Annotated in this window: 13 protein-coding genes; 10 read left to right on the top strand and 3 right to left on the bottom strand. The window is 65.8% G+C overall.

Annotation, left to right across the window (positions count from 1 at the left end; translation table 11 throughout):
• Positions 1–4 precede the first annotated feature (4 nt).
• The 9 genes from pilW to GV001_RS17720 all read left to right on the top strand — a co-directional run bounded on the left by pilW (position 5) and on the right by GV001_RS17720 (position 9,748).
• Positions 5–766, top strand: a complete 762-nt coding sequence (pilW, locus tag GV001_RS17760; RefSeq protein ID WP_160082265.1) for a type IV pilus biogenesis/stability protein PilW — start codon at positions 5–7, stop codon at positions 764–766.
• The gene (locus GV001_RS17755; protein ID WP_160082263.1) at positions 766–1,848 is read left to right on the top strand and encodes a RodZ family helix-turn-helix domain-containing protein; all 1,083 of its coding nucleotides are present in this window, start codon (positions 766–768) and stop codon (positions 1,846–1,848) included. Before pilW ends, GV001_RS17755 begins: the two co-directional genes overlap by 1 nt.
• A 2-nt stretch (positions 1,849–1,850) precedes the next feature.
• Complete coding sequence (gene ispG, locus GV001_RS17750; RefSeq protein WP_160082261.1) at positions 1,851–2,963, top strand: flavodoxin-dependent (E)-4-hydroxy-3-methylbut-2-enyl-diphosphate synthase; 1,113 nt, start codon at positions 1,851–1,853, stop codon at positions 2,961–2,963.
• Positions 2,964–2,981: 18 nt separating this feature from the next.
• Entirely contained in the window at positions 2,982–4,271 is a 1,290-nt protein-coding gene (gene hisS / locus GV001_RS17745) for a histidine--tRNA ligase (protein WP_160082259.1), read from the top strand.
• A 35-nt stretch (positions 4,272–4,306) separates the two neighbouring features.
• A complete protein-coding gene (locus GV001_RS17740; protein WP_160082257.1) occupies positions 4,307–4,942 on the top strand; it encodes a tetratricopeptide repeat protein in 636 nt (211 codons plus the stop codon).
• Entirely contained in the window at positions 4,935–6,086 is a 1,152-nt protein-coding gene (gene bamB / locus GV001_RS17735) for an outer membrane protein assembly factor BamB (protein WP_160082255.1), read from the top strand. Before GV001_RS17740 ends, bamB begins: the two co-directional genes overlap by 8 nt.
• Before the next feature lie 79 nt (positions 6,087–6,165).
• A complete protein-coding gene (der, locus tag GV001_RS17730; protein WP_160082253.1) occupies positions 6,166–7,629 on the top strand; it encodes a ribosome biogenesis GTPase Der in 1,464 nt (487 codons plus the stop codon).
• 145 nt (positions 7,630–7,774) lie between these two features.
• On the top strand, positions 7,775–8,923 hold the full coding sequence (locus GV001_RS17725) for a pyridoxal phosphate-dependent aminotransferase (RefSeq protein ID WP_160082251.1): 1,149 nt from the start codon (positions 7,775–7,777) through the stop codon (positions 8,921–8,923).
• A gap of 36 nt (positions 8,924–8,959) precedes the next feature.
• Positions 8,960–9,748: an amidohydrolase gene (locus GV001_RS17720; protein WP_160082249.1), complete on the top strand. Its 789-nt coding sequence runs from the start codon at positions 8,960–8,962 to the stop codon at positions 9,746–9,748.
• Between the two features lie 13 nt (positions 9,749–9,761).
• Here the strand turns inward: GV001_RS17720 and GV001_RS17715 are convergent, their stop codons facing one another.
• On the bottom strand, positions 9,762–10,517 hold the full coding sequence (locus GV001_RS17715; RefSeq protein WP_160082247.1) for an ABC transporter substrate-binding protein: 756 nt from the start codon (positions 10,515–10,517) through the stop codon (positions 9,762–9,764).
• A gap of 108 nt (positions 10,518–10,625) precedes the next feature.
• A complete protein-coding gene (leuA, locus tag GV001_RS17710; protein WP_160082245.1) occupies positions 10,626–12,296 on the bottom strand; it encodes a 2-isopropylmalate synthase in 1,671 nt (556 codons plus the stop codon).
• On the opposite strand from leuA, the gene GV001_RS17705 reads away from it, so the two are divergent.
• A complete protein-coding gene (locus GV001_RS17705; protein WP_160082243.1) occupies positions 12,283–12,588 on the top strand; it encodes a hypothetical protein in 306 nt (101 codons plus the stop codon). The genes leuA and GV001_RS17705 overlap by 14 nt on opposite strands.
• Here the strand turns inward: GV001_RS17705 and GV001_RS17700 are convergent.
• Positions 12,578–13,396 (bottom strand): peptidoglycan DD-metalloendopeptidase family protein, encoded by an 819-nt coding sequence (locus GV001_RS17700; protein ID WP_160082241.1) that lies wholly within the window; start codon positions 13,394–13,396, stop codon positions 12,578–12,580. The genes GV001_RS17705 and GV001_RS17700 overlap by 11 nt on opposite strands.
• Between the last annotated feature and the right edge of the window lie 17 nt (positions 13,397–13,413).

Raw genomic sequence — 13,413 nt, 5'->3', positions numbered from 1 at the left:
GTTCATGATTTTGCGCGCTGCGCTGTTTCTGTCGCTTGCAGGCTTGCTGGCCGGTTGCGTGACCACCGGTGGAAGTGTCGACCCGCTTGACTCGCCAGAGGGCCGTGAACAGGCACGGGATGCCTATATCCAACTGGGTCTGGGGTATCTGCAGCAAGGCGCGACGGAAAAGGCCAAGGCGCCACTGAAGTCCGCTCTTGAGCTGGATCCTGCCAGTGCCGAGGCGCATGTGGCCTTGGCGGTGGTTTTTCAGCGCGAGATGGAGTCCAAGCTGGCGGAAGAACACTATCGCAAGGCGATCTCTTTGAGTTCAGGTGAGGCTCGCATACTGAACAACTATGGCGGTTTCCTGTTCGAGCAGAAGCGTTATCAGGAAGCCTACGATATCTACCTCAAGGCATCCGAGGATACGCTCTATTCCGAGCGTTCGCGGGTGTTCGAGAACCTTGGTTTGACGGCGCTGCAGATGGGGCGTCGGGATGAGGCCAAGGGCTTCTTTGATCGCGCCTTGCGCCTCAACAGCCGCCGCTCGCTGGCGCTGTTGCAGATGGCGCAGTTGTCGTACGAGGACAAGCAGTACCCGCCGGCCCGTAGTTACTATGAGCGCTTCAGCAAGCTGTCCGAGCAGACTCCGCAAAGCCTTTTGCTGGGCATTCGTCTGGCCAAGGTGTTCGAGGAACGTGACCAGGTTGCCAGTCTGGGCCTGCAAATGAAAAGACTCTATCCGGGCACTCCGGAATATCAGCAATACCTGTCGGAGCAGTGATGAAGACGTCGCATCCCGAAGCAGTAGCGGCGAGTCGTGTCAATCCGGGCGATACCCTGCGCCAGGCTCGCGAGAGCAGGGGCTGGGCGCTGGCCGAGGTGGCGGCACAACTCCATTTGACCGAGCAGGCCCTGCATCAGCTGGAGACCGGCGCTTTCGACAAGCTGCCGGGACATACCTTTGCCCGGGGCTATGTGCGTGCCTATGCCAAGTTGCTGGGGATGGATCAGGCGCCGCTGGTTCGCGACTTCGACCAGTTCACCGGCAGCGATGCCAGTGGCAGCAGCGTGCACAGCCTGGGGCGTATCGAGGAGCCGGTACGCCTCTCGCAGAGCATCCTGAAAATCGTCAGCCTGTGCCTGTTGCTGGCCCTGGGGGCCGGGGCATTCTTCTGGTGGCAGGCCGGGGCCGGCAAGGCCAGCCTGGTGCCCGCCGACCTGGGGCTCGAGCATGTCGAGGTCGAGGGCGCGGATGGCACGACCGAGATTCATCCGCTGGGTGAGCTGGAAGACCAGGCAGTCGCCGCAGCGCAAACGCCCGCCGAATTGCCGGTGCCGGTATTGCCCGGAGAGCAGGCTGGCGTGCCGGAGGCCGCTGTGGCCCCCGAGGGCGCCAGCAGCATCCCGACTGTTGCCGATACACCGGTGGCTGCTCCAGTTCCCGACACGACTCCTGTGGTTCCCGCGGTAACGCCCCAGTCGGCAGCCGCGCCTGAAGCATCCGCCCCCGCATCCCCTGCGCTTGCCCCCGAGGCGCCGCTCAGCCCTGCGGTGCCGGCCTCCACCCCGCCGGTGGCGCAGGCCGCGGTCGAACCGGTCGCAGCTGTAGTGCCGGCCGCCGGCGAGGTCAAGGTCCAGCTGCAGTTCACCGCCAACTGCTGGACCCAACTCACCGATGCCAATGGCAAGGTGCTGCTCAGTGCGCTGAAGCGCCGTGGCGAAAGCGTCGAGCTGGTTGGCAAGGCCCCGCTGGAGCTGCGCCTGGGCTATGCCCGTGGTGCCGAGGTGCGCCTGGATGGCCAACTGGTCGATCTGGCCGCCTTCACTCACGGTGAAACCGCTCGCCTGAAGCTGGGTCAATAGACATGCATTGCGAATCTCCGATCAAACGTCGTCTGTCCCGCAAGATCTGGGTCGGCTCAGTACCGGTGGGTGGCGATGCGCCGATCTCGGTGCAGAGCATGACCAACACCGATACCTGCGACGTGGCCGCCACCGTCGGCCAGATCCTCCGCCTGGAAGAAGCCGGCGCCGACATCGTCCGCGTCTCCGTACCCGACATGCAGGCCGCCGAGGCCTTCGGCAAGATCAAGCAGCAGGTGCATGTACCGCTGGTGGCCGACATCCACTTCGACTACCAGATCGCCCTGCGCGTGGCCGAGCTGGGTGTCGACTGCCTGCGCATCAATCCCGGCAATATCGGCCGCGAGGACCGCGTGCGCGCGGTGGTCGAGGCCGCCCGCGACAAGGGCATCCCGATCCGCATCGGGGTCAATGCCGGCTCGCTGGAAAAGGACCTGCAGAAGAAATACGGCGAACCGACTCCGGAGGCGCTGGTCGAGTCGGCGCTGCGCCATGTCGAGCATTTGGACCGCCTGAACTTCCCCGACTTCAAGGTCAGTGTGAAGGCTTCCGACGTGTTCATGGCCGTCGAGGCCTACCGCCTGCTGGCCAAGCAGATCGAACAGCCGCTGCACCTGGGCATCACCGAGGCCGGCGGCCTGCGCTCCGGTACCGTGAAGTCGGCGGTGGGCCTGGGCATGCTGCTGATGGACGGCATCGGCGACACCATCCGCATCTCCCTGGCCGCCGATCCGGTGGAAGAGATCAAGGTCGGTTACGACATCCTCAAGTCCCTGCGCCTGCGTTCGCGTGGCATCAACTTCATCGCCTGCCCGAGCTGCTCGCGGCAGAACTTCGATGTGGTCAAGACCATGAACGAGCTGGAAAGCCGTGTCGAAGACCTGCTGGTACCGCTGGACGTGGCGGTGATCGGCTGCGTGGTCAATGGTCCCGGCGAAGCCAAGGAAGCGCATATCGGCCTGACCGGCGGGACGCCGAACAACCTGATCTATATCGACGGCAAGCCGGCGCACAAGCTGACCAATGAAAACCTGGTGGACCAGCTGGAAAAGCTGATCCGCCAGAAAGCGGCCGAGAAGGTCGAGGCCGACGCGGCCGTTATCGCCCGCGGCTGAATCGTTTAAGGACACCCCGTGAGCAAGACCCTGCAAGCCATTCGTGGCATGAACGACATCCTGCCGGAGCAGACGCCGACCTGGCGCTACCTGGAAAACACCCTGGCGGGATTGCTGGATGGCTACGGCTACAAGGAAATCCGCCTGCCGGTGCTCGAGTTCACCGAGCTGTTCGCCCGCGGCATCGGCGAAGGCACCGATGTGGTCGACAAGGAGATGTACACCTTCCTCGACCGCAACGAAGAATCCCTGACCCTGCGTCCGGAAGGCACCGCCGGTTGCGTGCGGGCAGTGCTGGAGCACGGCCTGACCGGCGGCGGCCAGGTACAGAAGCTGTGGTACGCCGGGCCGATGTACCGCTACGAGAAACCGCAGAAGGGCCGCTATCGCCAGTTCCACCAGGTCGGCGTGGAAGTGTTCAACCTGCCCGGGCCGGATATCGATGCCGAGCTGATCGTGCTCACTGCGCGCCTGTGGCAGCAGCTGGGGCTGGCCGACTCGGTCACCCTGCAGCTCAACAGTCTGGGTTCCAGCGAGGCCCGTGCGGTGTACCGCGACGCCCTGGTGGCCTACCTCAAGGAGCGCTTCGAGCAACTCGACGAGGATAGCCAGCGCCGCCTGACCACCAACCCGCTGCGCATTCTCGACAGCAAGAACGCCCAGACCCAGGCGCTGCTCGCCGATGCGCCGACCCTGCACGACTACCTCGACGAGGAGTCGCGCGTGCACTTCGAGGGGCTCAAGGCGCGCCTGGATGCGGTCGGTATCCGTTACCAGATCAACCCGAAGCTGGTGCGTGGCCTGGATTACTACGGCCGCACCGTATTCGAGTGGGTCACCGACAAGCTGGGCTCGCAGGGCACCGTCTGTGCCGGTGGTCGCTACGACGGTCTGATCAGCCAGTTCGGCGGCAAGCCGACTCCGGGTGTCGGCTTCGCCATGGGTGTCGAGCGCCTGGTGCTGCTGCTGGAGACCCTCGGCCTGGTGCCTGCGCATCTGCACAGCCCGGCGGATCTTTACCTGTGTGCCTTCGGCGAACCGGCCGAACTGGCCGCCCTGGCCCTGGCCGAGCGTCTGCGTGACGCCTTGCCGGGCCTGCGCCTGGTGGTCAACGCCGGTGCCGGCAGCTTCAAGAGCCAGTTCAAGAAGGCCGACAAGAGCGGCGCCCGCTTCGCCCTGATTCTGGGTGAGGACGAACTGGCCAACCGCGTGGTAGGTTGCAAACCTTTGCGCGATGACAGCGAACAACAAAGCGTGAGCTGGGATGCGTTGCCGGAACATCTGGCCGCTTGTCTGGCGCAGGCCTGAAGCCTTCAAAGAATCAAGGAGTAACCGGGGTGAGCATGACCGAAGAAGAACAGATTGCGCAGATCAAGGACTGGTGGCAGCGCAATGGCAAACCCCTGCTGACGGGCGGCGCGCTGGCGCTGGCGCTGGTATTCGGCTGGAACGCCTGGCAGAGCTACCAGGCCAAGCAGGCGCAAAGCGCCTCGCTGATCTACCAGCAACTGCTGGAGACCAGTCTGACCGGCAGCGGCACTCCGGATGCCGGCAAGGTTGCCGAGCTGGCGGGCAAGCTGAAGAGCGAGCACGCCGGCACTCACTATGCCCAGTACGCCGCGCTGTTCGTGGCCAAGGTCGCCGTGGAAGCCGGCAAGCTGGATGATGCCGCCGCCGAACTCAAGGCGCTGAGCGACAAACCGGTCGATGCCACCGTGGCCGAGCTGGCCCGTCAGCGCCTGGCCCGTGTCCTGGCTGCCCAGGGCAAGGCCGAAGACGCGCTCAAGCTGCTCGAAGGCGAAGCCGCCAAGGTCTGGCAGGCCAGTCGTGAAGAACTCAAGGGCGACCTGCTGGTGCAGCTCGGCCGGGCTGACGATGCCCATGCGGCCTACCTGAAAGCCAAGGCTGCTCTGGCCGACGACGCCGCCGTGGGTGGCCTGCAAATGAAACTCGACGACCTGGCGAAAGGGGATGCGTGACGTGATGCGCTGGAAGAATGCCGCCGTGCTGGCCCTGGCCGTTCTGGCCGTGGGTTGCAGCAGCAACAGCAAGAAGGAACTGCCGCCTGCCGAACTCCCTGAGTTCCAGGAAGAAGTCGAACTGCAGAGCCAGTGGAGCCGCTCCATCGGTGATGGCCAGGGTGAGCTGTACAACCTGCTGACTCCGGCCGTGGATGGCGAACGCCTGTTCGCCGCCGATGCCGAAGGCCTGGTGATGGCCCTCGACCGCCTGAATGGCGACGTGTTCTGGAAAGTCGATCTGGAGCTGCCGGTATCCGGCGGCGTCGGTGCCGGCTACGGCCTGGTGCTGGTCGGCACCCTGAAAGGCGAAGTGATTGCCCTCGACGCCAGCTCCGGTGAGGAGCGCTGGCGTGCCCGCGTGACCAGCGAAGTGCTGTCCGCTCCGGCCACCAATGGCGACGTGGTGGTGGTGCAGACCCAGGACGACCGTCTGATCGGCCTGGATGCCAGCACCGGCGAACAACGCTGGATCTTCGAGAACAGCCCGGCCGTGCTGACCCTGCGCGGCACCAGCAGCCCGGTGGTGACCAACCGCCTGGCCATCGCCGGCCTGTCCACCGGCAAGGTGATCGCCCTGGATATCCAGCGCGGCATTCCGGTGTGGGAGCAGCGCGTGGCCGTACCCCAAGGCCGTTCCGAGCTGGAGCGCGTGGTCGACATCGACGGCAGCCTGTTGCTCTCCGGTGGCACCCTGTATGTGGTGACCTACCAGGGCAAGGTGGCCGGTATCGACATCGAAAGCGGGCGCCAGCTGTGGCAGCGTGAAGCGTCCAGCTACGTGGGCCTGGCCCAGGGCTTCGGCAACGTCTATGTCAGCCAGGCCGGCGGCAGCGTCGAGAGTATCGACGAGCGCTCCACCTCGGCACTGTGGAGCAACGATGCCCTGGCCCGTCGCCAGCTGTCCGCGCCGGAAGTGTTTTCCAGCTACGTCGCAGTCGGCGATCTGGAAGGCTACCTGCACCTGCTGAGCCAGGTGGATGGCCACTTCGTCGGCCGCAAGAAGATTGACGGTGACGGTCTGCGCGCCCGTCCGCTGGTGGTGGGTGACTGGATCTACGCCTACGGCAACAGCGGTAAGCTGGTCGCGCTGACCATCCGCTAAGCTGTTTTGCAATGTCCGGCCGCTGCCGTCCTACGGCAGCGGCCTTTGTGTTTTCTGGATTTAGCTGTGGAGGAGCCCAATGGTTCCGGTAATCGCCCTGGTGGGCCGCCCCAACGTGGGCAAGTCGACCCTGTTCAACCGCCTGACCCGCACCCGCGATGCCATCGTCGGCGACCTGTCGGGCCTGACCCGCGACCGTCAGTATGGCGAGGCCAAGTGGGAAGGGCGCAGCTATATCCTGGTCGACACCGGCGGCATCACCGGTGACGAGGAGGGCATCGACGAGAAGATGGCCGAGCAGTCGCTGCTGGCCATCGAGGAAGCCGACGTGGTGCTGTTCCTGGTCGACGCCCGCGCCGGCCTGACCGCCAGCGACCAGATGATTGGCGAGCACCTGCGCAAGCGCAACAAGCGCAGCTACCTGGTGGTAAACAAGATCGACAACATCGATCCGGACATCGCCCGCGCCGAATTCGCCCCGATGGGCATGGGCGAGGCCCTGCCGATCGCCGGCGCCCATGGCCGCGGCATCACCCAGTTGCTGGAAGCGGCGCTCGGCGAGTTCCCCCGTGACGAGGATGACGGCGCCACCGACGAAGAGGTGGCCGAAGGCGAGGAAGCCACGCGCATTCCCGGCCCGAGCGAGAAGGATGGGATCAAGATTGCCATCATCGGCCGGCCCAACGTCGGCAAGTCGACCCTGGTCAACCGCATGCTCGGCGAGGAGCGCGTGGTGGTCTATGACCAGCCCGGCACCACCCGCGACAGCATCTACATCCCGTTCGAGCGCAACGACGAGAAGTACACCCTGATCGACACCGCCGGGGTGCGCAAGCGCGGCAAGATCCACGAGGAAGTGGAAAAGTTCTCGGTGGTGAAGACGTTGCAGGCGATCAAGGACGCCAACGTGGTGATCTTCGTCATGGATGCCCGCGAAGGCGTGGTCGACCACGACCTCAACCTGCTCGGCTTCGCCCTGGAGGCCGGTCGTGCGCTGGTCATCGCGCTGAACAAGTGGGACGGCATGGAGCCGGGCGAGCGCGACTACGTGAAGACCGAGCTGGAGCGCCGGCTGTTCTTCGTCGACTTCGCCGACATCCACTTCATCTCCGCCCTGCACGGCACCGGCGTGGGCAACCTGTACAAGTCGGTGCAGGCCTCGTTCAAGTCGGCGATCACCCGCTGGCCGACCAACCGCCTGACCCAGATCCTCGAGGATGCGGTGCAGGAACACCAGCCGCCGATGGTCAGCGGCCGGCGCATCAAGCTGCGCTATGCCCACCTCGGTGGCGCCAACCCGCCGCTGATCGTGATCCACGGCAATCAGGTCGAGGCGGTGCCGAAGTCCTACACCCGCTACCTGGAAAACACCTACCGGCGGGTGCTCAAGCTGGTCGGCACGCCGATCCGCATCGAGTACAAGGGCGGCGAGAACCCCTACGAGGGCAAGAAGAACACCCTCACCGACCGCCAGGTGAACAAGAAGCGCCGCCTGATGAGCCACCACAAGAAGGCCGAGAAGAAGCGTCGCGACAAGAAGTAAGCGTTGCAGCAGCCTCTGGCTGTCGCGGTCCGAAAAGGCGCAGAAGGCATAAGCTTCTGCGCCTTTTTCATAAGCGCGGCTGCTGCATCCGGCCCTGGCCATGGGCTATCCTCGCCGCTCGCGCCCGTCAGCAGGAAAAGGCCTGATGCTCACCAGCAAGTTGCCGCAAGTCGGCACCACCATCTTCACCCGCATGTCCCAGCTCGCCGTGGAAAGCGGCGCGCTCAACCTGTCCCAGGGCTTCCCCGATTTCGACGGGCCGCAGGCCCTGCGTGAGGCGGTCGGCCGGCATGTCGCCGCCGGGCACAATCAGTACGCGCCGATGACCGGCCTGCCGGCCCTGCGCGAGCAGGTGGCGGCGAAGATCGCCCGCTGCTATGGGCGCACGGTCAGCGCCGATAGCGAGGTGACCATCACCCCGGGCGCCACCCAGGCGATCTTCTGCGCGGTCCAGGCGCTGATCCATCCAGGCGACGAGGTGATCGTCTTCGATCCCTGCTACGACAGCTACGAGCCTTCCGTGGCGCTGGCCGGCGGGCGCTGCGTGCACGTGCCGCTGGCCCTGCCGGACTTCGCCATCGACTGGCAGCGCCTGCAGGATGCACTGAGCCCGCGTACCCGCCTGATCATCCTCAACAGCCCGCACAACCCCAGCGGCGCCCTGATTGGTGCGGCGGACCTGGACCGCCTGGCCGCGCTGATCCGTGGCCGCGACATCTACCTGCTGAGTGACGAGGTCTACGAGCACCTGGTGTTCGACGGTGTGCCGCATGCCAGCGTGCTGGCCCACGAGGAGCTGTACCAGCGTGCCTTGGTGGTCAGCTCCTTCGGCAAGACCTACCACGTCACCGGCTGGAAGACCGGCTATGTGGTGGCGCCGCCGGCGCTATCCGCCGAGCTGCGCAAGGTGCACCAGTACGTCAGCTTCTGCGGGGTGACCCCGCTGCAGTGGGCGCTGGCCGACTTCATGACCGAACACCCGGAGCATGTCAGCGAGCTGCCGGCCTTCTACCAGGCCAAGCGCGACCTGTTCTGCGACCTGCTGGGCGGCTCGCGCTTCGCCTTCACGCGCACAGCCGGCACCTATTTCCAGCTGGCCGACTACTCGGCGATCCGCCCGGAGCTGGACGATGTGGCCATGGCCGAATGGCTGACCCGCGAGCACGGGGTGGCGGCCATCCCGGTCTCGGTGTTCTACCAGCAGCCGCCGGCCGACCTGCGCCTGGTGCGCTTCTGTTTCGCCAAACGCGAGGACACCCTGCGCCAGGCCGCCGACAAACTCTGCGCGGTGTAACCTGGCAGGGTGTCTTCAACGCTTTGAGGAATTGCGATGAGCCATAAGCCCGATCTCGACGTGGCGCTGATCCAGACCGAACTGGCCTGGCAGGACCCGGCGGCCAACCGCGCGCACTTTGCCGAGCTGCTGGTCGAGGCACGCGCCGCCGACCTGGTGATCCTGCCGGAAATGTTCAGCACCGGTTTCTCCATGCACTCCTCGGCGCTGGCCGAGGCGGAGGACGGGCCGACCAGCGCCTGGCTGCTGGAGCAGGCCGAGCGCATCGGCTCGGTGATCTGCGGCAGCCTGATCATCCAGGCCGCCGATGGCAGCTACCGCAACCGCCTGCTGTGGGCGCGCCCGGACGGCACGCTGGCCCATTACGACAAGCGCCACCTGTTCCGTATGGCCGGCGAGCACAAGCACTACGCCGCCGGCGAGCAGCAGGTGGTGCTGGAGTTGAACGGCTGGCGGGTGCGCCCGCTGATCTGCTACGACCTGCGCTTCCCGGTGTGGAGCCGCGATCCCGGCGGCACCGACCTGCTGCTGTACACCGCCAACTGGCCGGCCGCGCGGCGCCAGCACTGGAACCGCCTGCTGCCGGCACGGGCCATCGAGAACCTGTGCTACGTGGCCGCGGTCAACCGCATCGGCAGCGACGGCAACGGCCACCCCTACAGTGGCGACAGCCAGGTGCTGGACTTCCAGGGCGACGCCCTGCTGGTGCCGGGGGAGGCCGGCGGGGTGTTCCGCACCCGCCTCAGTGCGGCCAGCCTGGCCGCCTATAGGCAGCGCTTCCCGGCGCACCTGGATGCCGATCCGTTCAGCCTGGACGAAGCCTGATCGGCGCAGGGCGCTACTGCTGCAGGTAGTGGTCGTAGATCTGCTGGTAGCGCCCGCTGCGCTTCAGCTGTTCGAGGCCGGCGTCGAAGTCGTCGCGGATCTGCCGGTCGCGAAATAGCGGGCGGTAGTCCTCGGGATCTTCCTCGACGAAGTGGTGCAGCTCGGTGGCCTGGGCCTTGAACAGGCTGGTGCGTTCGAGCAGCAGCTCGAAGTAGTGGAAGATGCTCTGGTCGCTGAGTACCACGTCGTAGCGGGCCTTGTTCAGGCCGAGCACCTGCAGCTCCTGGTTGTTCTGCTCGAAGTACAGCCCGGCCTGCTGGGTCTGCGCCAGCCACTCCGGGTAGCGCTGGGCCGCGCCGGGAAAGGCCACCACGCTGAGGCCGGCCAGGTCCTGCGGGCGCCGGATGCGCAGCTTGCGCTTTTTCAGGGTGATGAACACGTTCCGGTAGATCACCGCCGGTTGGCCGTAGTGGGCGCCGGCCTGGCTGAGGTCCTGGCCCAGGTCGGTCATCGCCGCATCCACTTCGCCCTGGCGAAAGCTCAGCGGTACGCGCGCCAGCGGGTAGTAGTGCGGCTTGAGGCGGTGGCCCTTGAAGGCCAGGGCTTCGCCGATGATCTCCAGCTCGATGCCGCTGTCGCTTTCCGGGAAGCAGAAGGGCGGAATCTTCTCGCCGAAGGCCATCACCACCTCGGCCGTGCTGCCGTAGCCGCTGCCGCCCAGCAGGGCCGCGACCAGGACGAGGCGGGTCAGCAGGTTGGGCTTGCTCATCGTGGGGCTCTCCGCGTTGCTGCTGTCGTGCAGTCTAGGAGCTGAGGCAGGGGGTGAATGAAAAAGGGGAGCGCTGGGCTCCCCTGGTTAGGCATTGTGCGGCTGCCGTCAGGCCGCCTGGGCCTCGGCCTGGCTCATGGCGCGGTTGAGGGCGCTGAACAGGGCGCGGAAGGTCGCGGTGGTCAGGTTCTCGTCGATGCCGATGCCGTGCAGCGGGCGCCCGCCGTTGAGACGGATCTCGATGTAGGCCACGGCCTGGGCGTTGGTGCCGGCGCTGATGGCGTGCTCGTGGTAATCCATGATCTCCACATTCATCGGCAGGGCGGCGACCAGGGCTTCCAGCGGGCCCTTGCCGGTGCCGTGCTTGCGGCGCAGCTCGCCATTGAAGTTGACGTCCACATCGACGTTGCAGATGCCGTTCTCTTCCTGCAGGCGATGGCTCTTCAGCACGTAGGGGCTGGTGGCCTTGAGGTACTCGTTGTCCAGCAGGCCGTAGATCTGCGCGGCGGTCATCTCCAGGCCGAGGCGGTCGGTTTCCTTCTGCACCACCTGGCTGAACTCGATCTGCATGCGCCGCGGCAGGCTGATGCCGTACTCCTGCTCGAGCAGGAAGGTGATGCCGCCCTTGCCGGACTGGCTGTTGACGCGGATCACCGCCTCGTAGTCGCGGCCGATGTCGGCCGGATCGATCGGCAGGTACGGTACCTCCCACACGCCTTGCGGGTCCTGCTGGGCGAAGCCCTTGCGGATCGCATCCTGGTGCGAGCCGGAGAAGGCGGTGTGCACCAGGTCGCCGACGTACGGGTGACGCGGGTGCACCGGCAGCTGGTTGCATTCCTCGACCACCTTGCGCACCGAGTCGATGTCGGAAAAGTCCAGCTCGGGGTCGACGCCCTGGGTGTAGAGGTTGAGCGCCACGGTGACCAGGTCGACGTTGCCGGTGCGTTCGCCGTTGCCGAACAGGCAGCCTTCCACACGGTCGCCGCCGGCCATCAGGCCCAGTTCGGTGGCGGCCACGCCGGTGCCGCGATCGTTGTGGGTATGCAGGCTGATCAGCACGCTGTCGCGCTTGTCGATGTGGCGGCAGAACCACTCGATCTGGTCGGCGTAGACGTTCGGGGTGGCGGCCTCGATGGTCGCCGGCAGGTTGAGGATCAGCTTCTGCGCCGGGGTCGGCTGGAATACGCCGATCACCGCGTTGCACACCTCGACGGCGAACGCGGTCTCGGTGGAGCTGAACACTTCCGGCGAGTACTCGAAGCGCCAGGCGGTTTCCGGCGCCTGGGCGGCCAGGCGCTGGATGATCTGCGCGGCGTTCACGGCGATCTCGATCACCCCGGCCTGGTCCTGGTTGAAGACGATGCGGCGGAAGCTCGGTGCGGTGGCGTTGTAGTAGTGGACGATGGCCTGCTTGGCGCCCTTGAGCGACTCGAAGGTGCGGGTGATCAGGTCTTCGCGGGCCTGGGTCAGCACCTGGATGGTCACGTCGTCCGGAATATGGCCGCCTTCGATCAGCTCGCGGACGAAGTCGAAGTCGGTCTGCGAGGCGGACGGGAAGCCCACTTCGATTTCCTTGATGCCGACCTTCACCAGGGTCTTGAAGAAGCGCATCTTCTTCTCGGCATCCATCGGCTCGATCAGCGACTGGTTGCCGTCGCGCAGGTCGGAGGACAGCCAGATCGGCGCCTGGTCGATGGTCTTGGACGGCCAGGTGCGGTCCGCGATGTCGATCTGCGGGAACGGGCGGTATTTGGTCGACGGGTCTTTGAGCATGGTCATCGGGCTAATCCTTGGTACGGCGCGGGCCGGAGAAAACGGAGTGTTGGCGAACGAGGGCTTAGCCACGCAGTCGCGGGCTGACCAGGCGCAAGCAGGCGTGTTGGCGCAACAGAATGAGAGTGTGGGCTGTATTCATGCTGCAACCCTAACGTCAGGGGTTAAAGCTGGCAAGGCTTGCCGGGAAAACGCTGTTTTTGTGCTGAAAAAACGTTGCTCTGAAAAATTATTGCTCGATCTGCGGCTGGCCTTGGTTTCGATTGCGCGGCAATTTTCCGACTCTTTCAGGGGTTGAACGCGCCGATGAAGATCGCCGGGTCGACCCGCGCATCGTTGAGGCTGACGTTCCAGTGCATGTGCGGGCCGGTGGCGCGGCCGGTGCTGCCGACCTTGCCGATCAGGCCGCCGCGCGGCAGCTCCTGGCCCAGTTGCACGTCCACCGCCGATAAGTGGCAGAACATGCTGATCAGGCCCTGGCCGTGGTCGACGAATACGGTGCGGCCGTTGAAGAAGTAGTCGCCGATCAGGCTCACCTTGCCCGCCGCCGGTGCCTTGATCGGGGTGCCGGCCCTGGCGGCGAAGTCCAGGCCGGAGTGCGGGTTGCGTTCCTCGCCATTGAAGAAGCGGCGCAGACCGAAGGGGCTGGACAGCGGGCCGTCGACCGGCTTGTCGAGCAGCAGGTTGCTCGGCTGGCGCGGGCTGAACTGCTGGTAGGCGCGGGTCTGTTCGGCCAGTTCGCGCTCGATGCGCGCCAGGTTCTTCGGGCTCGGGTTGACCTGTTCCTGGTTCTGCAGGGTGATGCGCTGCTCGCGGTAGTGCTTGTTGCCGATCTGGAAGGCGACCGCCTGGCCGTCGACCAGGGCTTGCGCCGGGCCGGGTTGGCTGGTCAGCGGCAGGCCGATGATGGCGATCCACTGCCGGCCGTCTTCCTTGACCGTCAGCACCGGCTTGCCCTGGAAGCGCACCTGCGGCGCGCTGGCGCTGCTGCCCAGTTGCAGCACGGCGACGCCGCCCGGTACCGGCTTGTTCAGCAGGCGGCTGATGAAACCTTCGGCATGGGCGGGCAGGGCGAGGCAGAGCAGCAGGAGGGCAAGCAGGCGCATGAATGGCAGTCCACCGT

Origin of the sequence: Pseudomonas sp. 8AS (assembly GCF_902506505.1) — a bacterium.
Classification (GTDB): Bacteria; Pseudomonadota; Gammaproteobacteria; order Pseudomonadales; family Pseudomonadaceae; genus Aquipseudomonas.
The sequence above is the reverse complement of the archived record's forward strand: the minus strand, read 5'-3'. Positions and strand labels throughout refer to the sequence as shown.